Source organism: Arhodomonas sp. AD133, assembly GCF_051195215.1.
Taxonomy (GTDB): domain Bacteria; phylum Pseudomonadota; class Gammaproteobacteria; order Nitrococcales; family Nitrococcaceae; genus Arhodomonas.
The window spans coordinates 1-20906 of record NZ_JBNAZM010000015.1 but is presented as its reverse complement, the minus strand read 5'-3'; the positions used below and the strand labels follow the sequence as shown (position 1 = coordinate 20906).

Below are 20906 nucleotides of genomic sequence, written 5' to 3'. Positions count from 1 at the left end.
CCCGGGATGAAACAGGCCTACTTCAGCGACAAAAAGGTTGTGGTGACTGGCGCGTGTGGAACTGTCGGCTCGAAGCTTGTCGAGCATCTCGTCAGTGACTACGACGTCGGTTCCCTCATCGGATTGGATAACAACGAATCCGAGCTTTTCTTCATAGACCAGCAGTACGCGGAGCACCCAGAGGTACACTTCTTCCTGGCGGATGCTCGCGACACCGCGAAGCTAACCGAGAAGTTCCGGGGCGTCGACATCGTCTTCCACGCTGCTGCATTCAAGCATGTGATCCTGTGCGAGCGGTCTCCATTCGAAGCGGTTCAAACGAACATCCTGGGCGTTCAGAACGTCATAGAAGCCGCCCAGGCGGCGGATGTTAACACTGTAATTTTCACGAGCTCGGACAAGGCGGTGAACCCCACGAATGTGATGGGAACGTCCAAGCTGATGGGGGAGCGCCTGATCACGGCAGCCAACAGCAATGGCCACGCAGGTGGCCCCGTGTTCGCCTCCACGCGGTTCGGGAATGTGCTGGGCTCCCGGGGGTCTGTTATACCGGTGTTCCGGGATCAGGTCCGCAAGGGCGGTCCGATAACCCTCACCGACCGGGATATGACGCGCTTCATCATGAGCATCGACGAGGCGACCCGGTTGGTCATCGATTCTGCCATTCTTGCCCATGGCGGCGAAGTCTTCGTCACCAAAATGCCCGTCATTCGCATCGAAGACCTCGCCGAAGTCATGATCCGTGAGTTGGCACCCCGCTACGGATTGGACGCTGACGAGATCGAAATCAAGGTGATCGGCTCGAAGCCCGGCGAGAAACTCTATGAGGAGCTGATGAGCGCGGAGGAGATGCGGCGGACCGTCGAGCTGCAATCGTATTTCTCCGTCCTGCCCGCGTTTACGGCGCTCTACCAGGATATTGAATACGAGTATCCTGACGTCGTTTCGCGCGAGGTGAGAAATCCATATAACTCGAGCAATGAGCCCGTTCTGAGCCAGGAGGCAATTCGCGACTTCCTGTTGAGCAACGGCCTCATGGACGACGACTAGGATTCGCTTCTGCCCGTGAGGGGTGGACTCAGGTCTGCGAACGTATTGGTTTAAGGTGAATAGCATGCACGTTCTGATCCTCGGTGGTGACGGTTACCTTGGCTGGCCGACGGCCATGTATTTCTCCAAGCGTGGATACGACGTCACCGTCGTTGACAACTATCTGCGCCGTAACAACTGCACCGCCATTGACGTGGGTATGCTTTACCCGGTGCCGACGCTGCAAGCGCGCGCCAAGCTCTGGTACGAGAAGACCGGGCGGGAAATCAAGGTCGTGATCGGCGATCTGACCGATGCGGAGCTCATGCGGTCGCTGTTCGACGGTCGGGTGACATATAGCTGGGCGGTAAATGACGAATTTACGGGCGTACCGGAAACCGTCATTCACTATGCCGAACAGCCTTCCGCACCGTTCTCGCTGATCGACTACAAGACGGCCAACCTGACCGTCTCCAACAACCTGTTGGTGACGAACAACCTCATGTTCGCTCTCAAGGACCTGAGCCCTGACACGCACGTCGTGCACATCGGGACCATGGGTGAGTACGGCACGCCCAACATCGATATCGAAGAAGGCTGGATCGATATCGAGCACAAGGGCCGGCAGGACCGATTCCTCTTCCCGCGCCAGGCTGGCTCTCTCTACCATACCACCAAGGTCATGGACACGGACCTGATATGGTTTTGCGTGCGCATGTGGGGGCTTCGCGTCACCAACCTCATGCAGGGGCCGGTCTACGGACTAGAGACCCACGAGACCGAGGGCGACGAGCGTCTTTACCCTATCTTCAATTACGACGAAGTGTTCGGCACGATCGTCAATCGATTCATCACCCAGGCCGTCGTCGGCTATCCGCTGACTGTCTACGGGCGTGGCGGTCAGACCCGTGGCTACCTCAACATCAATGACACGCTCCAGTGCGTCGGCAAGTCGGTCGAAACCCCCGCAAAAGCCGGCGAATTCCGCATCTTCAACCAGATCATGGAGACGTTTACCGCGCTGGAGCTCGCGGAGTTCACCCAGCGCGTTGGCGCCAACTTGGGCTACGACGTGCAGATCGACCACCTCGACAATCCGCGCAAGGAGGCCGAGGAGCACTACTACAACCCGACGTACCAGGGGCTGATCGATATCGGCGTCGAGCCACACTACCTCACCGATGAGGTGATGGCCGGTATGTTCCGAGTGGTGGAGCGTTACCGAGGTAACATCCGCAAGGATGTGATTTTCCGTGGCGTGAAGTGGTAGGTGGCAGAAGGGGCACGGATATGCAATTTACCTATCAGGATTCTGCAGTGGCGGAGGAGTTCACGCGAAATGGATCGACATTAGCGCAGCGGCGTATGTCGGATCGAGCGTTGGCGATGTTCGCTTATTGGTCACCTGCGGTGCCACGGTGGGAGCCGAGAAAGTCAGCTAATTCGACACTTCGCATTGCAGCGATAGTTAGTGATCACTTATATCACGGACTGCGTTTTGAGGGAGAACTGTTTCTGCTTACCCCTTCGAACTGGCGTTCAATACTGGATTACGGAAGCCCCGACTTGTTAATCGTTGAGTCTACGTGGGAAACGGCGACGGGGCATTGGAGCTTGGCGCAGTGTACTTTTGGTGGGGAAGCTGAGAGCCTTGTGGAGTTAGTTAATGCTTTTGAGAAGGCAGGAGTTCCTACAGCTTATTGGCTGACGGTTGACCAGGTTTATCATCATCATTACAAGGATTTCGCAAAAAACTTTCGGAAAGTTTTTTGCGCGGACTACCGAGAAGTTGGCCGTTTGGCTGCTGAAGGAGTTAAGTCAACGCATTTGCCTCCGTGTGTACAGCCTGCACTTTATAATCCTTTCCGGAAGCATGAATATTATGACGCCTTGGAATTGGGCGTGCTGTTTGACGGATGGGGAGACCTTGATCGTCGTCCGGAGAATTTTGATTTTCTCAAGGAAGTGACTCGTGATCATGCTTTAGATATTGTAGAGTCGCGGTATCAGCTAACGAAACGGCGGTTGGAAGCGGTCGATAAAGAGCTCGCCCCGTGCATACGTGGTTGTGTTACACGGGAAAGTCGTATCAATGTGCTTAAATACGCGAAGGCCTATATAAGCACTGAGCGATCATTGTCGACACCGACCACTCAGCAATGGATGGCGCTCGAGGCCGCGGCTAGCTACTTGCCGATTGTGCATCTAGGGCAATTGAATAGGGTTGACGTACGCCATAACTTGGTGTTGGCAGAGGAGACGGAATCTGGCTTCCTGATCGAGCTTTATCGTTTGAAACAGGATGAGCTCTACCGAAAGCGCCAAGCGCATGTTGCTTGGCGTGAGACATATCAGAGCCATACTTTCTCCCACCGGTTACGGTCGATATGTGAACAGCTAAATGTGAGCCACGATTGGGAAGAGTATCCAAAAGCGTCATTGATAACCCCGACATATCGCAAAGAGCTGTTGCCGCGTTGCTATAAAACTTTCGAGCGGCAGAGTTATCCCAATAAAGAGCTCGTGCTTGTGTTCAATGGCAATGAACCTCCAACCTACCAAGAGTTGGGTTTAGATAAACCGAGAAAAGATGTGGTTTTGACGTATGTGCCGGGAGAGTGGTTCGCTGGTGCATGTTTAAATATGGGGCATAAACGAGCGGAGGGAAAGTTCTTTTTTAGGGTCGATGACGATGACTATTACGGAGAAAATTATACTCTAGACCTGATGCTCGTTCAGAGAAGCGTTGATGCTAGTCGTTTCGGTAAGCCTCCTTGTCCCTTCGTGTTTGAAAAGGAGCCTGGTGTCTATTTGCGCCGACAAATCAAGATGCGTCGCCACACGTTATCGGATGGAAAAAACCTTGCTGCAGGTGATATGTGGATTGGGGGGAACTCCATGTCAGGATCTAAGAGGAGTTTCGTCGAACAAGATTACCATCCAAGTACAATTGATGGTGCGGATACTATTTTGAATAGGAATGTAGCTGAAGATGCTGTCGTATTGACAAGCGACGACATGAATTTGGTAGCAGAGCGGCGCGTTGATTTGACAACTCATACCTGGCAAATTAACGCAGCTCCTTTGAAGAAAGATGCTGTTATATATGAAAGCATTGATGAGTTAATGGTTTAGTGCTGTTCTTTAATTAAAGGTGCGTTTCTTTTCGTGTGTCCCTGCTTTCTTTGTATCCGTGGATAAAGAAATTTGAGTATGTGTCAAGAGTCTCTAGATAGCGTTTCTTCAGCGTGTGCACCAATATTAGCGCAGCGGCGTATGTCGGATCGAGCGTTGGCGATGTTCGCTTATTGGTCACCTGCGGTGCCACGGTGGGAGCCGAGAAAGTCAGCTAATTCGACACTTCGCATTGCAGCGATAGTTAGTGATCACTTATATCACGGACTGCGTTTTGAGGGAGAACTGTTTCTGCTTACCCCTTCGAACTGGCGTTCAATACTGGATTACGGAAGCCCCGACTTGTTAATCGTTGAGTCTACGTGGGAAACGGCGACGGGGCATTGGAGCTTGGCGCAGTGTACTTTTGGTGGGGAAGCTGAGAGCCTTGTGGAGTTAGTTAATGCTTTTGAGAAGGCAGGAGTTCCTACAGCTTATTGGCTGACGGTTGACCAGGTTTATCATCATCATTACAAGGATTTCGCAAAAAACTTTCGGAAAGTTTTTTGCGCGGACTACCGAGAAGTTGGCCGTTTGGCTGCTGAAGGAGTTAAGTCAACGCATTTGCCTCCGTGTGTACAGCCTGCACTTTATAATCCTTTCCGGAAGCATGAATATTATGACGCCTTGGAATTGGGCGTGCTGTTTGACGGATGGGGAGACCTTGATCGTCGTCCGGAGAATTTTGATTTTCTCAAGGAAGTGACTCGTGATCATGCTTTAGATATTGTAGAGTCGCGGTATCAGCTAACGAAACGGCGGTTGGAAGCGGTCGATAAAGAGCTCGCCCCGTGCATACGTGGTTGTGTTACACGGGAAAGTCGTATCAATGTGCTTAAATACGCGAAGGCCTATATAAGCACTGAGCGATCATTGTCGACACCGACCACTCAGCAATGGATGGCGCTCGAGGCCGCGGCTAGCTACTTGCCGATTGTGCATCTAGGGCAATTGAATAGGGTTGACGTACGCCATAACTTGGTGTTGGCAGAGGAGACGGAATCTGGCTTCCTGATCGAGCTTTATCGTTTGAAACAGGATGAGCTCTACCGAAAGCGCCAAGCGCATGTTGCTTGGCGTGAGACATATCAGAGCCATACTTTCTCCCACCGGTTACGGTCGATATGTGAACAGCTAAATGTGAGCCACGATTGGGAAGAGTATCCAAAAGCGTCATTGATAACCCCGACATATCGCAAAGAGCTGTTGCCGCGTTGCTATAAAACTTTCGAGCGGCAGAGTTATCCCAATAAAGAGCTCGTGCTTGTGTTCAATGGCAATGAACCTCCAACCTACCAAGAGTTGGGTTTAGATAAACCGAGAAAAGATGTGGTTTTGACGTACTTGCCTCAAGGTCATTTTACCGGCTCCGCTATGGAAATTGGGCATGCAAACATCAAGGGCGATTACGCATTCAAGGTAGACGACGATGATCATTATGGCACTCACTACATATTGGATTTAATGCTTGCTCAGCACGCCATCGACTCTGACCGTTTTGGTAAGCCGCCCTGCCCGTTTGCTTTTGAAGGTGAAAACGAAGTCTACCGGCGCAAGACTCCTCGTACACAGCCATTTACCGTTGCAGAGGGGGAGGTGTTTGCGCGGGGTTCCATTTGGCCAGGAGGAAATTCTATTGCCGGTCGCGCTAAGTCATTCGAGATGACACCTTACCCGTTCTATGCGATAGATGGGAATGATTCCGCTGCTATAGTTAATACAGAAAGGAACGCGGTTATTTTTCTTGGGGACGATTTCAATTTGATCGCCGAACGAAGGGCCGACGCGACCACGCATACTTGGCAAGTTTCTCGTGAAAAGTTAAAAGAGCGCCTGGAAGTGGCCGCTGACGATATAGAGCACTACATGCCGTAGAAAATCAGTATATTTTGAGTATCAATGATAATTTATAGTGATTGTATTCTTTGGGATTCGTTTCTGTCTTGAGGTTTTGATTTATGCGTATCTGTATCATGTGCGATTCATTAGCGGCAGGAAAAGGTGGCGCGGAACGAGTTGCTGCACGATTATGTAACGAGTTGGCGGATGAAGGGCACGAGGTTTGGGTTGCCTATAAAGAAACGGGTCGTCCGCCAGCGTATACAATCGATGCCGCTGTGGGGCAAATACCGTACTCCGTAGGCAAAGGATGGGAAGTGCGGCTTCGTAAGGTCTTGGAGGAGTTGGAGTTAGACATATGTCAAATATTTTATTTTAACCGACGCTTGTTCAAGTATTTGCGAAGTTGCCCGAAGGATGTGTCCATCACATTGCAAGAATGCACAACTCCGGATCGTATTATTCGAAACTGGCGAGTTGGCACGAAACTATCTGAAACAGGTGCAAGATGGGAACGAGAAATCGCTCTCTCCTGTGCTTCACGTATAAGGTTCACGAGGCATGAGTTTGTTGACTCCGTCCCTTCCGACATTCAGGCCAAGGTTTCCGTGTTTTTTAATTCATATGAGCGTCATAACCTTGTAGCTAACGTAGGGATACCAGGTGGCGATGGGTTGTATCGTGTAATATTTATTGGGGGGATGAAAGCGAACAAAAATCTTTTGTTTTTTCTTGAGGCGTTTTCCCAGCTAAAAGAGCTGCATGATCGCTGGGTTATCGACGTGTTCGGTACCATACCGTCATCATGGCAGGGAGGCTATGCAGATAAAGTTATGGATTTTATAGAAGAGCGAGCGCTAGATGACAACGTGTTTTTCCATGGAGAAGTTGATCATATATATGAGAAGTACGCACAGGCACACATTCACGTGATTACCTCGTTGGAGGAGAATTTTTCCCTTTCGACATTGGAGGCGATGTCATGTGGAGTTCCTACGGTTGGAATGAATTGTTGTGCTGGCGTTCGTGAGCTCGTCGCCCAAAATGAGAACGGACTTTTGGTCGATTCAATTGAGGATTCCAGCGACTTGCGGGAATCTCTTAAGACCTTGATGGAGGACGATACGTTACGTGCTCGGTTTGGAAAGAAGGCGGTGGTCGACGCCAAGCAATATGGTCCTGAGCAGTTTCGTAAAAATTGGATGGATTTTTTTAAATCTGTAGGCAATAGTGAAAAGACGGTCTGTTCAGGTAGAGGGATAAAGAAAGAGATGGTAATGCATCGGCAAAGAATGTTGTCCAGTATCATTGGGTGAAGGGCTGGTTTTTGTCTATGTTAAAAGAATCAATTTTAGTGACGGGCGGATGTGGCTTTATTGGAACCTCGCTGATTGCTGCTGTTCGCGCTACGTGGCCTAATTTAAATATTCGCGTTCTTGATAATCTAGAAACTGGGTCAGAAGAACGCTTAGGAAAGGTGGCGGCTTTCGAACGAAAATCGTCAGAGAACTGCGTAGGAAAAGAAGGCGTTGTCCTCATAAAAGGTGACATAAGGGATAGAGATACTGTTATAGCTGCATCCCGTGGCTGTGCCTGTGTCATACATCTTGCGGGGAATACTGGCGTTGCCCCATCGGTTGCCGATCCGCGCGTGGATATGGAGTACAATGTTGTTGGGACATTCAATGTATTGGAAGCAGCCCGCATAAACCGAGTACGACGGTTTGTTTTTGCTTCGTCGGGAGCACCTGCAGGACAGGTAACTCCTCCTATTCATGAGGAGTTGGCCCCACATCCGACGTCGCCCTATGGGGCGAGTAAGCTGGCAGGTGAGGGGTATTGTTCAGCATACTTTCATACATTTGGTGTGGGAACGGTTTGTCTGAGGTTTGGGAACGTTTATGGCCCAGGCTCTTTGCATAAATCCAGTGTGGTGGCAAAGTTCGTTCGACAAGCTCTCAATGATGAGGTCTGTGAGATATTTGGGGACGGTGAGCAAACGCGAGATTTTATTTATATCGACGATCTTGTGCGTGCTATTATGCTCGCAATGCACGAGAACGTCGATGGGGAGACGTTTCAAATCGCAACGGGGAATGAAAGAACCGTGAGCGAGGTTGCGGAATTGGTCGGCAATGCGTTGGAACGGTATGGCCGAAATATGCGTGTTTTGCACGGTAAGTTCCGTACTGGCGATGTTCGACGGAATTTTTCCGATACGCGTAAGGCGCGCAGACTACTTGGATGGTCAGCGGAAATAGAACTTCAGGAAGGTATTGAGCGAACAGTCGCATATTTCCTGGCCGGAGACACGTCGTGGTAGCGGTCGAACGTTCCCTTATTTCAAGCCGAAACCTAGCAGAATCGCGTAGGGTAGTTGTTGTATTGGGCCCGGGAAGATCGGGTACATCTCTGCTCATGCAGGTTCTGAAAGCGCTTGGAATGTCTACGTCTGCACAGATGATTCCAGGCAGTGGAACTAACCCTGGCGGTTTCTATGAAGACAAGGAAATTGTGGATGCTCATAAAGAGCTTTTAGCAACTTTAGGAGGACATCCGGCAGCGCCGCTACCAGAAGGATGGCTCGAGTCCCAGGCGGCGAAGCGCATGCGGGATCGCCTACGTGGGATAGTTAGAGACAGGCTGAAAGGTTGCACCGGGATTTGGGGTTTTAAAGATCCTCGATCTTCGAATTTTATGCCTCTTTGGACTAGTGTGTTTGATACACCAGGTATAGTACCTGTTTATGTCCTCGCGATGCGGAACCCCAATGACGTTATGGCTTCGCTCGCGTCTCAGACGAATCGAAATAGCGCCGTTAATGAGCTGCTTTGGCTGCAGCGAACTGTGGAGTCGTTGTATTGGAGCGGTGGAAATTGTTTCGTTCTGCACTATGAGGACTGGTTTTCACGTCCAAGTGAATTAGCTAGAGAGCTCGCTGATTATTCCGGTTTAAATGGGCCTCGAACTCATGACGTCGCGTCGGGCATCGCGCATATAGTACGCAGCGAGTGGAATCGGGCGGTTTATTGGAGCAAGGGTACGGTTATACGCAACAGGTGTGTGCGGGACCTTTATGATGTTTTGACGGATGCCAGCGGCTCTGATTTTGATCGCGACAAAGTGATGGGAGTTGTGCGGGACGTGCGAGAAATGATCGATGGGTTTTCCGTGTGGCGAGCGTTTCCGGGAAAAAAGGGGGAGGGGATGGTTGAAAAAATAGGATGCGTTTCGGAGGATCTTGACGTGGAAGTGCATGCCAAAGAAATGGATCAGAGCGAAATGCAAGCGGCGTATGAGTCGGTGAGGTCTGATGCCGAATCTCTTGTGCAAGAAAACGGGAAATACCTGAATGCGATTAAAGAGTTGAATGACGAGGTCGAGTTTCTCAGAAGAGAAAATTTGGGGCTGCAGAAAGAGAACGAGCGACTTGCTAGAGAGGCGGGTAGTGAGAAGCAAAATTCGCAACGTGGAAGCGGACGTAAGCAGTTTGATGCTCGGGAAAGTGGTCCTAGGCGTGATGTTAGATACAATGACGTGTCACGTTTGCAAAAAGAGTTGCACGACGTGCGTGAATCGTATTCGTTTAGAATTGGTCAGGTTTTTGTGAACGCTATTGCTAAGCCCGGCAAGAATACCGTTCTTCTGCCATTTAACTTTGTGCGTATTGTTCTAGAATATGTTCTTCGTCGCTGACTGGCGACCGTTCCGGAAAGTGGATGTGAGAGTCGGCTTTTGATGACGGATGTCCGCGACTGATTTTAAGTAGGGCGCTAATTTTTTTAGTCATTGATCTTTATCATGTTGATTTGCCGTTTAGTAGAAAGGCTAATCTAGAGGTGCTTTTAACGCAGGGCCGCAGGCGATTGCGAAAGTCGGGATGTATTGGAGCTGGCGATTAGGAATGATTGAGTTTGTTAAAGAGCTTTGGGGCAGCCGTTACGCGCTGCAGAGTCAGTTTTACGTAAACATAAAGACAACGGTAGCCACAACTAGGCTAGGCGTTTTATGGTGGATACTTGACCCCTTGTTTTTGATGTTGATTTATTATTTTGTCGTGAAAGTAGTTTTTGATAGGGGAGGGGAGGGGTACCATCTTTTTGCGCTATGCGGGATAGTTACGTGGCAAGCATTTGGGCGATCTGTAAACCTGTGTACTGGTGCGTTAACAAGGAATGCGGCGCTTATTAAGCAGGCGCCGTTGCCTATGACGGTATATGTAATCATTTCGCCTGTGGTTCAGGTCTTCTTTTACCTTATCGGTTTGTCTATTATTCTTGTATGGAATTGGGATGACGCAGGCTGGCATAGCTTTTCGATCTTAGCGGTTCTTCCAGTTATGGTTTTGGTGCCCTTTGCGATAGGGCTTTTTCTTTCTGTGTTTGAAGTGTTCTCGCGAGATACGGGAAAATTGGTGACATATTTGTTGAGGTTTGGTTTCTATCTTAGCCCCGTTTTGTATTCACCGGATAGAGTATATGGTCTCGAAGGGGTGCCCGAGTGGTCGTTGGCGCTTTATGAAATTAATCCAATGGTGCATATAATAACTTGGATTAGAGACGTTCTCTTTTACGGGAAGGTGTTGGACTGGTCTAGTTTGATGATTATGCTTGCCATTACTCTCGCGGTTATACAAGTAGGTTTGTCGTTCTTTCGTGTCGCGGCTCCGCATTTGCCGAAGCGTTTGTAGATGAATAATGGGTAAGCAACCAGTTAATGAGGTAGGTGTGGGAACGGAGCAGGCGGGGAAGGCGACATCGGCTGCGAGTTGCCCTCTTGTTCAGTTTGATTCCGTTGGGCTTCGTTTCCGGCGACATCGATCTTTGCTGGATATGCTTCGCCGGAGGCAGCGCTCTAATGCCTCGGAATTCTGGGCGCTGAAAAATGTTAGTTTTTCGATCTATGAGGGGGAAACGTTAGGGGTTATCGGGCGAAATGGATCCGGGAAAAGCACTCTGTCGCTCGTTTGTTCGAGAGTGTATAAGCCGGACCGGGGTAGTGTTTCGGTAAATGGGCGCGTGCAGTTGTTGACGCTAGGTCTCGGGTTTCAGCAAGACCTTAGCGGGAGAGAAAACGTCTATGTAAGTGGGACTTTGCTGGGCATGAGGAAGAGGGAAATCCGGGCTAGGATGGGCGAAATAGAAGATTTTGCTGATATCGGCGACTTTATTGATGAACCGGTTCGGACCTATTCAAGTGGTATGCGCGGCCGCTTAGGATTCGCAATTGCTACTGCAGTTCGCCCTGAAATACTGATTCTAGACGAAGTTATGGCGACCGGGGATAAAGCGTTTAAGGAAAAGGCTATTGCGCGTATGAAAGATCTTCACGCAGTTGCAAAGTGTGCGTTGATAGTCTCGCATAGCACTGGACAGGTCAGGCAGTTGTGTGATCGGGTGATGTGGTTGGACCGCGGTCGGTGTGTGCTTCAGGGAGGTCCGGCGGAAGTTGTCCCAGCCTATGAGCGTTTTTCAAAGAATCCAGACGCCTACCGGCGCGCGAATCCCGAAATGTTTGCTATGGAGCGTCAGGAAGGTGAAGGTTGGGTGGCTAATATAGTCTCTGAGAAAAAAAATGAGCACTGTTGATGATTCGTTTGAGTTGTTCCGCCGTTCGCTAGATTATTATCGTAATGGTTTTTTTGAGAGGGCGGTGGCTGTAAAGGAAAAGTATCAGGAGGAGGTGGATTACTATAGTCTCTGGCAATCAGACCGGCGTTCGGATGTGGCGGTTACGGTTACATTTGTTGTCGTATCGCATAAAGGGAGGCAGGGTCTGGTTGAGTGTATTGATTCACTACTAGCGCAAGAAGATCCCGATTTTGAAATTGTTCTTGTTGATAACGGTGGGAATGAAGGTGTATGGGGTGAATTGAAGACGAGGCGGTTGTTGCATGTTGCGCCACCGATGAACGTGTTTCCATCGGAAGGTAGAAATATAGGAGGAGAGTTTGCGAGAGGTGAATATATCGCGTTCATTGATGATGACGCATTGGTCGATAGAGGTTATGTCACCAGTTTAAAATATGCTTGGAAGAATTTTGAGTTTTCGGCTATACGGGGTCGAGTTCTACCAAAGGGGGGCGCGGGGAATGAAGATTTTGTGGGGCATTACGATTTAGGTCAGTTCCCAGTCCCTGCGGTTTTGATTACAGAAGGAAATATGGCGATCCCTGCATCTGTGTTTCGCGAAGTGGGCGGTTTCGACCCTTTGGTATTTGGCGGAGAGGGAACCGAGTTGACCTACCGCTGTCAGAAAATGTTCCCACAGCGGGATATTTTTTATTGGCCAGGCATCAAGATTTATCACGATTATGCGGCAGGGGCAAATCTGGCAGCGAAGAAAGCGAGACATGCGCTTTCCCGGCGGTATTTTCGTTATCTGGCACCGGAGATTAACGGGCTTCAGAAGCAGTATGGACGTTGGTATCAAAGAAGACCGGGAGCGATCGACCCATACGATCGAAGGGGTACGGTTGAAAAGTTGCGGGCGCGTATCAGTGAGATGAGCATGGCCGCTGCGCGGTGGCTGCCACGGGGCGGCGGAGGTGTGCGTTGAAGCGTACGGAACAGTCGGCGTCGAGCGAGTGGAACCGAGGGGGGGAGCGTCCGTCCGAGGGTGGTAAACACAAGGGAACCGCGGAAACCCGTGATGGAGACTCGACTGGCAACGCGGAATTCGATCGGCGAAATCGTGAGCTCATCGTCAAGCTCCGAGGTGAGTTGGCCGCTACGCGCCAGTCCGTCTCGTTCCGTTTGGGCAACCTCCTTGTTGAAGCGCTCGTGTCGCCGTGGCGTAAGGGTAGGCGACTGCCGGTCGACCTGCATCGGCTTGTACGTGATTACCTGCGTTCCTCGCGCGCGGAGGGGCCATATGGTGAGGCGGGGCCATCAGGATTGGCGGTTCCGGAGAATACGCGGCGGTATCTTCAGCCTGGTATCGAGGAGCACTGGTGCGATGCGTATAAGGCGTATTCCCCCGTCCGCGAAACCCGTAGCACGTCGCTAAAGATCGGTTGTGTCGTTTCGGAGCATTTGTTCGAGTGCCTCGACTGGGACGCCGAGCTTCTTCCGCTTAAGCCGGAGGCCTGGGAGACCCAGCTTGCGGAGCACCGGCCGGATCTTGTCATCGTTGAGGCGGGTTGGCGTTTCAGCCACGGCGATTGGGCGGAAGCGGTTGCCGGTGGTGAAGGCGGGGAGTTGCAGCGCCTCGTGGCGTTTTGCCAAGAGAGGGGCATTCCTGCGTGTTTTTGGGATACGCATCACCACACTCATTGCGAACTGTTCGAACCCGTTGCGCAACACTTTGATTTCATTTTCGCCGCCGATCCGAAGAGCGCTGAGCACTACGGTGCTGTCGTGGAGAATTCCCGCGTTCGGCATTTGCCGCCGGCGGTGCAGCCGGCATTGCACAACCCGGCCCGGCCGGCGGGGGATGGGCCGCGTAGCCGGGCGGGATCCGTGCTCTTCGATGGTTGGGCGGACGCGTTGGAATGGCCCGAATCGTTCAGTTACCTCGAAAAGTTGATCAAGCACGGTCTGCGCGTCGTGGAGTCGCGATACCGCTTCGTTGCGAACAAGCTCGATGACTTGCCTGCCCTGGAGTCGAGCATTCTCGGCAATATTTCCTATCGCGGGTTGCTTACGGCACTCAGGGAGTACCGCCTCGTTCTGATGACGGAACGCTCGCTGTCTTCACCGTTGACCCAGGCAGTGCGGGCGATGGAAGCGGCGGCATGTGGTGCGCGCGTCATGTGGCTTGGCTCACCCAATCCGTACCTGCCGGAAGGTGTGGTGGCGCGCGCTGGCAGTGAGAAAGAGATTACCAAGCTGTGCGGAGAGCTGCTGGAGGATAGACACGGTACCGAGCTTGCCGCGTTGTGGGCAAGGCGGATTGTTCTGTCCGAACACACCTATGTACACCGTCTCAGAGAGATCTGCCGGTTGACCGGTATCGATAATGACTGGGAGGAGTTCCCTCCGGTAAGCGTCATCACGCCAACCAAGCGGCCTGACTATCTTCCAGCGGCGCATCAGGTATTCCGTGCGCAGAGCTATCCCAACAAGGAATGGGTCGTACTCGTGAACACGGACGTTGAGGAGGGTCAGGAAGACAGCCTGGAAGCACTGCGTGCGGATCCCGCGGTGCAGGTGATCCGGGTCCATGGGGAGCATAATATTGGCGCCTGTCTGAACCTGGGGATTCGCCGTTCGAACGGCCGTTACTGGTTCAAGATGGATGACGACGATTTCTATGGTCCGCACTACGTTGCGGACATGATGCTGGAGCTGCGCGGGGTAGAAGCGGATATCTTTGGAAAGCCGACGGCGTTCGTTTACCTCGAAGCGGAAAACCTGCTAATCCGTCGGGGAGGCGCATTGAACGCGCAGCACCTGTACGGCTGTGAGGAGGTCCCTCACATGTGTGGGGCCACTATCTCGGGACGGCGTGAGTCAATAACACGCGAGCCCTTTTCCGAGCAGCTCCGGGCGTCAGTGGATACGGAGTTCATGAGACGCTGCAAAGCTGCTGGCTTACGCGTGTATCTCTCGAGCATCTACGGTTTCGCTGCCCTTCGGCAAGGGGACAAGAGTCGGCATACTTGGCGTGCCGATGACAGCGAGCTCAAGCGGCGTTCGGCGACCGTGGGGGGTCGGTCCGAGCTTGATCACCTGCTTGAATAACGTACGGAGTCGGGTGAGCGCCGGATAGTGTCGTAGTCGTTACCGGGACAATGTGGCCGGATTTCGGTTCGTTACTTCAACGCGACCTGGTCGAGCATTTGCGGGAGTTCGGAAGCGACCGCGTGGGTCGTGCCGCTTACACTCTGTATCTTGGTGTCCGGCCGCATCTTCAGGTCTCGCAACCGCTCCTGTTGGCTCATGTGGATGACCTCCAGCTTCTCCGTGTGGCTGCGCAGGGCATCCACGGCTGCGTTGACGGTGGCATTCTCGTCAACTGCATCGTAGCGTCCGGTCCCGACCTCGCCAAGGATTGCGGCGGTGATAACGTCGGCAAGACGCTCGACGTGGATCACGGGCCGGGATTGTTCGCCGCTGCCGTGAACCTGTACCGGCCGGCCTAGTGCGGCATCGAGGACGAACCGGTTCAGGAACGTGTCGAAACGTGCGACTGGGTTCAGTCCGTAGACGGTGCCCGCCCGCAGGATGACGGCGTCGCGGCTATCCGAGAGGCGGTCGACGTGCCGCTCTCCCGCAAGTTTGGAGGTGCCGTACGCTGTTGCCGGCATGGGGTCGACGCTCACATCGAATGGGCTGTCGCCAAAGCCATAGACGGCACCGCTGCTGACGTAGACGATACGGGGGACGTTTTCGTCTTCTGTGGCGTAGCATACCTCCGCCGTGCCCCAGTGATTGACCTGGTCGAACGAGTGGGGGTGATCGTCGCTATATGGCGAAGGTGCGAGGGCGGCCAGGTGACATACGCAGTCCGCGCCGCTGAATACAGTGCGTAGTCCCCGCGAGTTCAGGATGTCGTCCACGTTGACGGAGAGCTTTTCGTAGCCGGGACGCTTGCCGGTAAGCAGCAGGCCGTAGTTGCGGCGGGAGAAGTTGTCGTAAACAGCCACTTCCGTGACCGCTTCGCGGTCAATGAGGGCGTTGACGACACTCCATCCGATGTAGCCGGCTGCGCCGGTCACGACTACTTTCATGCCTGGTTCTCTTGCGTTGATGCGAGTTCCGTGTGCAATCCGCACTCGGTCTTGGACTGGCCACTCCAGCGGCCGCCACGTTCATTAAGGGTTGCGGTGTAGGGCATCGTGCAGGGCATGCAACCGATGCTGAGGTAGCCCTGACTCTCAAGTGGGTGGGCGGGAAGCTCGTGCGCCACTCTGTAGGCGTGCACCTCGCGTGCGTTCCAGTCGAGCATCGGGTGGAAGCGCACGGTCTCATGCGGCCCCTGTTGCTCGAATTCGAAGCCGGCTCTCGTACTGCTCTGATCTGCCCTGACGCCGCTGATCCAGACATCGTAGGCGCTTAGATAGGGGTCAAGCGGCTCGACCTTATTGATGTGGCAGCATTTGTCCGGGTTCGCTGCAAACAGCAGCTTGCCGTCCGGCGTTCGCTGCTCCGACTTCGGGAGGTTCGGCCTGAGGTCGACCAGCTGAAGGCCCAGCCGCTGCACCAGCTGGTCGCGAAACCGTAACGTTTCCGGAAACAGATAGCCGGTGTTCAGGAACACCACCGGTACCGCGATTCGGCTACGCGATAGGATATGTAGCAGTGGAAGACTCTGAGTTTGAAACGAAGACGTGGCGAAGAGGCGCTTGTCTTCGGCACTGTACGCCTCGAAGCGTTGCAGAATCCACTCTGCCTTGGTTTCCGCGGAGCGCAGTGCGTCCTGGCCTCGTGGGTTCATGAGTCCTCGCGATCTGTGGGCGGTTCCTGATCCAGGCAGGGCCCGTGATAGTAGCAGGCGCGTCGCACGGAGACTAGAATACGCCGCCCGCCATTGCTGCGGCGAGCATCCGACGGCGCGTACGGTGTGTATTCGGTGTCGGCAAGCGATCCCCTTCGTGTCGAGGGAGCCTTAGGTGTATACGTTGAGCTCAGGTGATAGCTTGGCGGTGAAAGGGCAGCGGATAGCTCCTGGCGAGCGGCGAGGGGCTGTGCTCTATGATGCGCTGTACGTGCGTGGCGGTGCAGAACAGGTCACGCTGCAGCTTGCCCGGGATTTTCGGGCAGAGCTTTATTGCGCCTTTCGCGATGTGGCGGCATTTCCGGACGAGATGCTTACGGGCACCGGGTTAACCGAGCTCGGCACAGCGGTGCATCATCCTGTTTGGCGGACCATCAGTGGGCTACGTGCCTTTCGTAGACACCCCGCGCGGGGCGGAGAGTACGACTGGATTGTGTATAGCGGAACGACTGCACCTGTGGCAGTCCGCCATCATCCGAATGCGCTTAACGTCTACTATTGTCATACGATTCCGCGGTTCATCTACGACTTGCGGGCGTACTACATGCAGTCGTTGTCCCCATGGCAGCGGCCGTTCCTGGCAGCCCTGATACGCTATGTGCAGCCGCAATTCGAGGCGGCGATGGCCCGGATGGACACGTTGGTGGCAAATTCCGAGAACGTACGGGCGCGTATCCGTCGCTATCTGGCGCGAGACGCCGAGGTGGTTTATCCGCCCTGCGATGTCGACAGTTACCAGTGGCGGGAAGAGGGCGACTATTACCTCTCCACTGCGAGGTTGGAGCCATACAAGCGGGTCGACCTGGTGGTCGAAGCTTTTCGCAGAATGCCCGACAAGCGGTTGGTAGTCGCCTCCGGCGGTAGCGACGAGGTGCGCGTGCGCAGGCTTGCCGCGGACGCTCCGAATATTACGTTCGTCGGCTGGTGCGATGGTGAAAGGTTGCGTGCGCTCGTCGGCGGTGCCCGGGCCACGGTCTATATTCCCAGGGACGAAGACTTTGGCATGTCACCCGTCGAGTCGATGGCGGCGGGTAAACCGGTGATCGGGGTCGCTGAAGGCGGGCTGCTCGAGACCGTGGTTCACGAGGAGACGGGCTTGCTGATACCAGCGGAGCCCAGCATAGACGATGTGGTGTGTGCCGTGCAGCAGCTGTCGCCGTCTGACGTCAGAGGGATGCGACAGGCCTGCGAAGCTCGTGCCGCGCTCTTCTCTGCCGATCATTTTCGTGATCTTATGCGGAAGATCGTACGGGGCCAGCGTTAATAGCTGGCACCCGTGGCTCGGAGTGATGCGGCTCAAGTCGTGCGTCGTGCGGGTCTGTGTGGGTCGCTGCTCCATGAGCCTTACTCGACGGGCGGCGGGTGATCGCCAAGGGAGCGTAGTCCATGCTAACCAATGCTGGTAGGGGCCCGCTGGAGCGGTCGAGTGCTCGCATTGCGGGTGGGTGATACGATCAGTTATTCGGCGACTGGTGCGGTTCGCAGCTGGGTAAACGAGATGTCTGTCGATATACACGGGGGGACGCGCCTGAATCTGTTCCGTATCACCGGGGAACAGTTGCATTGGCTGTACCAGCTAGCGCGGACCATGTGCCGTATCGCACCACTGCAGATCGCGTTCGGTGTCGCGGCGCTGTCCGCGAGCCAAGTGTTCACGCTGCTCGCGTTCATGCTCCCGATCAAGATCCTCCTACTGGTAGCACGACCTGGTGTACCGGCGTTTCTCGCCCCTGTAGTCACTCCGGCAAACAAGGATGCCTTCATAGCCGGTATTGCTGCGGGAGCTATCGCCAGCTATGGCTTGTTTCATGCGTGCAGGTGGGCGGCTAGCACGGCATTGGCCGCCGCTGCGGCCCGCGCCCAGGCGGATACGCGTAAGCTACATGTTTTTGCTGATCAAGATGAGTTGGCTCATCGGGGCTGCCATCGTGTGGCCGAAGTGCTATCTGCCGTATTCCAGGTCACGTTGTTCTTGGCGTTGGGTATGGTGCTCGATAGCACTCTTTACTTGGCCTTCACTGCGATGGCAGTGGCCGAGTACCTGCTGATAGCCGGTTTACTCGCCATGCGCGGCACGGTTTCAAGAGTATTGGCCAATGCCTTCGAAAACCGTTTCGGATCCGCCTGTGGTGTTCTGACCTCAATCAACTTCCTAGTTTTCTTTACGCTGCTATTGACGCAATTGATGGCTGTCGGTGGACTGCATCCGCTCATGGCAGTTGCAAGCATCGTCCTCACGCGGCAGCTGCTGCAGCAGATGGGGAGCCTGTTACGGGGGCTGAGCTATCTCGCGAACAACAGAATGCGGCTCCAGGCATTGTTTTTCGCTTCTGTACAGTATGTCCCCGAGCAGGAGGGGGTGCCGGATGAGCTGGAGCCGGCACGTCGAAATGTCTGGCTGCCAAAGGCAGTGAGCAACGCGTTGAGTCAGGATGTTCCGGACCTGCATTCCCGTTGGGTTGATAGCGGTGTCCCAGGGGTTGTTTTTCTGGACGCTTGGACGACGAATAAGCCGGAATACTATTTCGTCAAGTATTATAAGCGCCACCCGTTGCGCGCGGCGCATGAGGCATATCTGCTCGCGACGTATCCCGAGGAGATTCCCGGCGCTCCCCGTTACCTCGGTGAGACCTTCGTGGGAAATAATCGGCTTCTGGTGTTCAAGGGAGGGGCGTGGCGGCGTCCGGGCGCCGAACAGTGGAATGCACTGGAGGTCGAGGCGTTACTGGATGTGTGGGCGTTCTCCCCCGGAGAGGAGCTGGTGGAGGCGTACCTACGAACGCACCAGTTGGCAACAGACCGGCTTGGTCCCCGTGCGTTTGGGCAGATGCATGCTGCAGCGGACTCGCCGGATGAGGAAACGGCTCTGGCATCCTTGCAGGAGCGCTGGGCAAGTGTGCGTGACGTGATCGCCGACCTGCCGCTCGTCTTGCGTAATCCCGCGCTAACAAACCGCGCGAATTGGGTCTTGGGCGACCATGACCAGCCAATCTGCCTGACCTGGACTAACTGGAGTATAGAGCCGCTGGGGGGTGAGCCTGCGCTCTTGCGAATGCATAGGCATATGCTGACGGAGACACTGGCGGCGAAGCAGCGAGCGGGCGCAGTACGAGCAGATGTCAGTATCGAGCACATGCTGCTGGTAGCGTCGGTGATGGCGCTGGAAAGTGCCATCAAAGGGAAACGGTTGCGCAGGGCGCTTGAGCTGGCCGCCGAAGTCGTGTCTCGCCATGATGCGGTGACCGGGGAAGCCGCTCAGGTTTCCGAACGCACGCCGAGTATCGAAAGCGCTACTGCACACCAGTGACCGCTAAATCAAATATGTCTTGAGTCTATCGGAACGGTAGCGCTTCGCAGGCTTGCTATCGTCAGATGACTTCTGTTCTGCGGGCGTCGAGTCACCTAAGTCTGGAGACTGAAACCTCATCCCGTCAATAGGCTATGGGCACAGGTCAATACCTGTGCCCGCGGCAGTCTCATTCCCCTATCAATTAGGATAAGCCCATCCGAGTTCCATTTCCTCCTTCCAATTGCTGGGACAAAGGCCGTTCCGTATAACGTGGTCATTGTAGGTACTGCGGCATCGCACAAGGCGCTCCGTACCTTGCTGTTTTTCCGTATATATCCAGCCCATCGGAATGTGTCAACCTTTATCCGACAGTGAGCGATCGGTTTGCTCATCAATGTTCGCGGTGCTGACCGGAGGATTGGCGCGCTCACAGGCGCCCGAATCAGTCAGCAGGCCACCGGCCGGAGAAGTGATGCCGTCGTCCGGGTTGATGCAGACTCTTTTGGGGGGCCGGCTTGCGGCCGGCGGCCCCTTCGGGAAACGCTGCGGGTATTCGGCGTAGTAGGCATCGATGGCGGCCTGTCGTCTGGCATGGACAGCGTCCACCCGTCCCTCGAAAACATCGGCCGGTGTGTAGAAGGCCAGCCCCTCGTGGGGCCGGTGTTTGTACTCGGCGGTGAAGCCGCTCATCCAGGCCCGGGCATGGTCGATGTCATCGAATCGGCCCGGATAGCCGGGCGTGTACTTCAGAGTCTTGAATTGCGCCTCGCTGTAGGGGTTGTCGTTGGAGACCCGGGGTCGGGAGTAACTGCGGCGCACGCCGTAGGCATCGAGAAAGTCGCGGTAGCTGTGGGCAATCATCGGTGCGCCGCGGTCCTGATGGATCACCAGCGTGCCCGCTTCGATGCCATGGGCCTGGAAGGCGTGCTCGAACAGATGCCGCGCCAACGCCGCATTCTCCTTGCCGCTGATCATCCAGGCGACCGGGTAGCGGCTGAACAGATCCAGCACCTGGTAGAGGTTGAGATAGACCCCGCGCTGGATCGTGGGCAGCTTGGTGTAAGGGTCGGGTCGCAGCGCCCTGGCCGGTTTTCACCGGCTGGGTTTCTGCGACCCGCCTTCCGAACCGGACGTG

Annotated in this window: 16 protein-coding genes; 13 read left to right on the top strand and 3 right to left on the bottom strand. The window is 54.2% G+C overall.

The annotated features are described in order from the left end of the window. Positions 1 to 6: 6 nt before the first annotated feature. The 11 genes from ACPEES_RS10710 to ACPEES_RS10660 all read left to right on the top strand — a co-directional run bounded on the left by ACPEES_RS10710 (position 7) and on the right by ACPEES_RS10660 (position 14726). Complete coding sequence (locus tag ACPEES_RS10710) at positions 7 to 1050, top strand: polysaccharide biosynthesis protein (protein ID WP_435103471.1); 1044 nt, start codon at positions 7 to 9, stop codon at positions 1048 to 1050. 64 nt (positions 1051 to 1114) lie between these two features. Then, the gene (locus tag ACPEES_RS10705) at positions 1115 to 2299 is read left to right on the top strand and encodes an NAD-dependent epimerase/dehydratase family protein (protein WP_435103470.1); all 1185 of its coding nucleotides are present in this window, start codon (positions 1115 to 1117) and stop codon (positions 2297 to 2299) included. A 20-nt stretch (positions 2300 to 2319) separates the two neighbouring features. Then, positions 2320 to 4164, top strand: coding sequence for a glycosyltransferase (locus ACPEES_RS10700; protein WP_435103469.1), 1845 nt, complete (start codon positions 2320 to 2322; stop codon positions 4162 to 4164). A 342-nt stretch (positions 4165 to 4506) separates the two neighbouring features. Continuing rightward, positions 4507 to 6078: a glycosyltransferase gene (locus ACPEES_RS10695; RefSeq protein ID WP_435103468.1), complete on the top strand. Its 1572-nt coding sequence runs from the start codon at positions 4507 to 4509 to the stop codon at positions 6076 to 6078. Positions 6079 to 6161: 83 nt separating this feature from the next. Continuing rightward, positions 6162 to 7358 (top strand): glycosyltransferase, encoded by a 1197-nt coding sequence (locus tag ACPEES_RS10690; RefSeq protein ID WP_435103467.1) that lies wholly within the window; start codon positions 6162 to 6164, stop codon positions 7356 to 7358. After that, positions 7355 to 8365: an NAD-dependent epimerase/dehydratase family protein gene (locus ACPEES_RS10685; RefSeq protein ID WP_435103466.1), complete on the top strand. Its 1011-nt coding sequence runs from the start codon at positions 7355 to 7357 to the stop codon at positions 8363 to 8365. The genes ACPEES_RS10690 and ACPEES_RS10685 overlap by 4 nt, the downstream gene beginning before the upstream one ends. Positions 8366 to 8460: 95 nt before the next feature. Further along, on the top strand, positions 8461 to 9738 hold the full coding sequence (locus tag ACPEES_RS10680; protein ID WP_435103465.1) for a hypothetical protein: 1278 nt from the start codon (positions 8461 to 8463) through the stop codon (positions 9736 to 9738). Positions 9739 to 9946: 208 nt separating this feature from the next. After that, positions 9947 to 10732 (top strand): ABC transporter permease, encoded by a 786-nt coding sequence (locus tag ACPEES_RS10675; RefSeq protein ID WP_435103464.1) that lies wholly within the window; start codon positions 9947 to 9949, stop codon positions 10730 to 10732. A 7-nt stretch (positions 10733 to 10739) separates the two neighbouring features. Further along, a complete protein-coding gene (locus ACPEES_RS10670) occupies positions 10740 to 11630 on the top strand; it encodes an ABC transporter ATP-binding protein (RefSeq protein WP_435103463.1) in 891 nt (296 codons plus the stop codon). After that, a complete protein-coding gene (locus ACPEES_RS10665) occupies positions 11617 to 12600 on the top strand; it encodes a glycosyltransferase family 2 protein (protein WP_435103462.1) in 984 nt (327 codons plus the stop codon). The genes ACPEES_RS10670 and ACPEES_RS10665 overlap by 14 nt, the downstream gene beginning before the upstream one ends. After that, positions 12597 to 14726 carry a glycosyltransferase gene (locus ACPEES_RS10660; protein WP_435103461.1) on the top strand — a complete coding sequence of 710 codons (2130 nt, stop codon included), beginning with the start codon at positions 12597 to 12599 and terminating at the stop codon, positions 14724 to 14726. The genes ACPEES_RS10665 and ACPEES_RS10660 overlap by 4 nt, the downstream gene beginning before the upstream one ends. Positions 14727 to 14797: 71 nt before the next feature. Here the strand turns inward: ACPEES_RS10660 and ACPEES_RS10655 are convergent, their stop codons facing one another. Then, on the bottom strand, positions 14798 to 15715 hold the full coding sequence (locus tag ACPEES_RS10655; RefSeq protein ID WP_435103460.1) for an NAD-dependent epimerase/dehydratase family protein: 918 nt from the start codon (positions 15713 to 15715) through the stop codon (positions 14798 to 14800). Beyond that, positions 15712 to 16422 (bottom strand): phosphoadenylyl-sulfate reductase, encoded by a 711-nt coding sequence (locus tag ACPEES_RS10650; RefSeq protein WP_435103459.1) that lies wholly within the window; start codon positions 16420 to 16422, stop codon positions 15712 to 15714. Before ACPEES_RS10650 ends, ACPEES_RS10655 begins: the two co-directional genes overlap by 4 nt. Before the next feature lie 250 nt (positions 16423 to 16672). On the opposite strand from ACPEES_RS10650, the gene ACPEES_RS10645 reads away from it, so the two are divergent. Both ACPEES_RS10645 and ACPEES_RS10640 read left to right on the top strand, forming a co-directional pair. Next, positions 16673 to 17746 carry a glycosyltransferase gene (locus ACPEES_RS10645; RefSeq protein ID WP_435103458.1) on the top strand — a complete coding sequence of 358 codons (1074 nt, stop codon included), beginning with the start codon at positions 16673 to 16675 and terminating at the stop codon, positions 17744 to 17746. Positions 17747 to 17908: 162 nt separating this feature from the next. Then, entirely contained in the window at positions 17909 to 19789 is a 1881-nt protein-coding gene (locus ACPEES_RS10640) for a hypothetical protein (protein ID WP_435103457.1), read from the top strand. Positions 19790 to 20125: 336 nt separating this feature from the next. On the opposite strand, the gene ACPEES_RS10635 is transcribed toward ACPEES_RS10640, so the two are convergent. After that, entirely contained in the window at positions 20126 to 20824 is a 699-nt protein-coding gene (locus ACPEES_RS10635) for a transposase (protein ID WP_435103544.1), read from the bottom strand. Between the last annotated feature and the right edge of the window lie 82 nt (positions 20825 to 20906).

Bases quoted from the DNA above. Each gene is read 5' to 3' on its own strand.
- ACPEES_RS10680 (WP_435103465.1), top strand. From the start codon at position 8,461: ATGCAGGTTCTGAAAGCGCTTGGAATGTCTACGTCTGCACAGATGATT.
- ACPEES_RS10655 (WP_435103460.1), bottom strand. From the start codon at position 15,715: ATGAAAGTAGTCGTGACCGGCGCAGCCGGCTACATCGGATGGAGTGTC.
- ACPEES_RS10675 (WP_435103464.1), top strand. From the start codon at position 9,947: ATGATTGAGTTTGTTAAAGAGCTTTGGGGCAGCCGTTACGCGCTGCAG.
- ACPEES_RS10665 (WP_435103462.1), top strand. From the start codon at position 11,617: ATGAGCACTGTTGATGATTCGTTTGAGTTGTTCCGCCGTTCGCTAGAT.
- ACPEES_RS10670 (WP_435103463.1), top strand. From the start codon at position 10,740: ATGGGTAAGCAACCAGTTAATGAGGTAGGTGTGGGAACGGAGCAGGCG.
- ACPEES_RS10710 (WP_435103471.1), top strand. From the start codon at position 7: ATGAAACAGGCCTACTTCAGCGACAAAAAGGTTGTGGTGACTGGCGCG.
- ACPEES_RS10690 (WP_435103467.1), top strand. From the start codon at position 6,162: ATGCGTATCTGTATCATGTGCGATTCATTAGCGGCAGGAAAAGGTGGC.
- ACPEES_RS10705 (WP_435103470.1), top strand. From the start codon at position 1,115: ATGCACGTTCTGATCCTCGGTGGTGACGGTTACCTTGGCTGGCCGACG.
- ACPEES_RS10700 (WP_435103469.1), top strand. From the start codon at position 2,320: ATGCAATTTACCTATCAGGATTCTGCAGTGGCGGAGGAGTTCACGCGA.
- ACPEES_RS10650 (WP_435103459.1), bottom strand. From the start codon at position 16,422: ATGAACCCACGAGGCCAGGACGCACTGCGCTCCGCGGAAACCAAGGCA.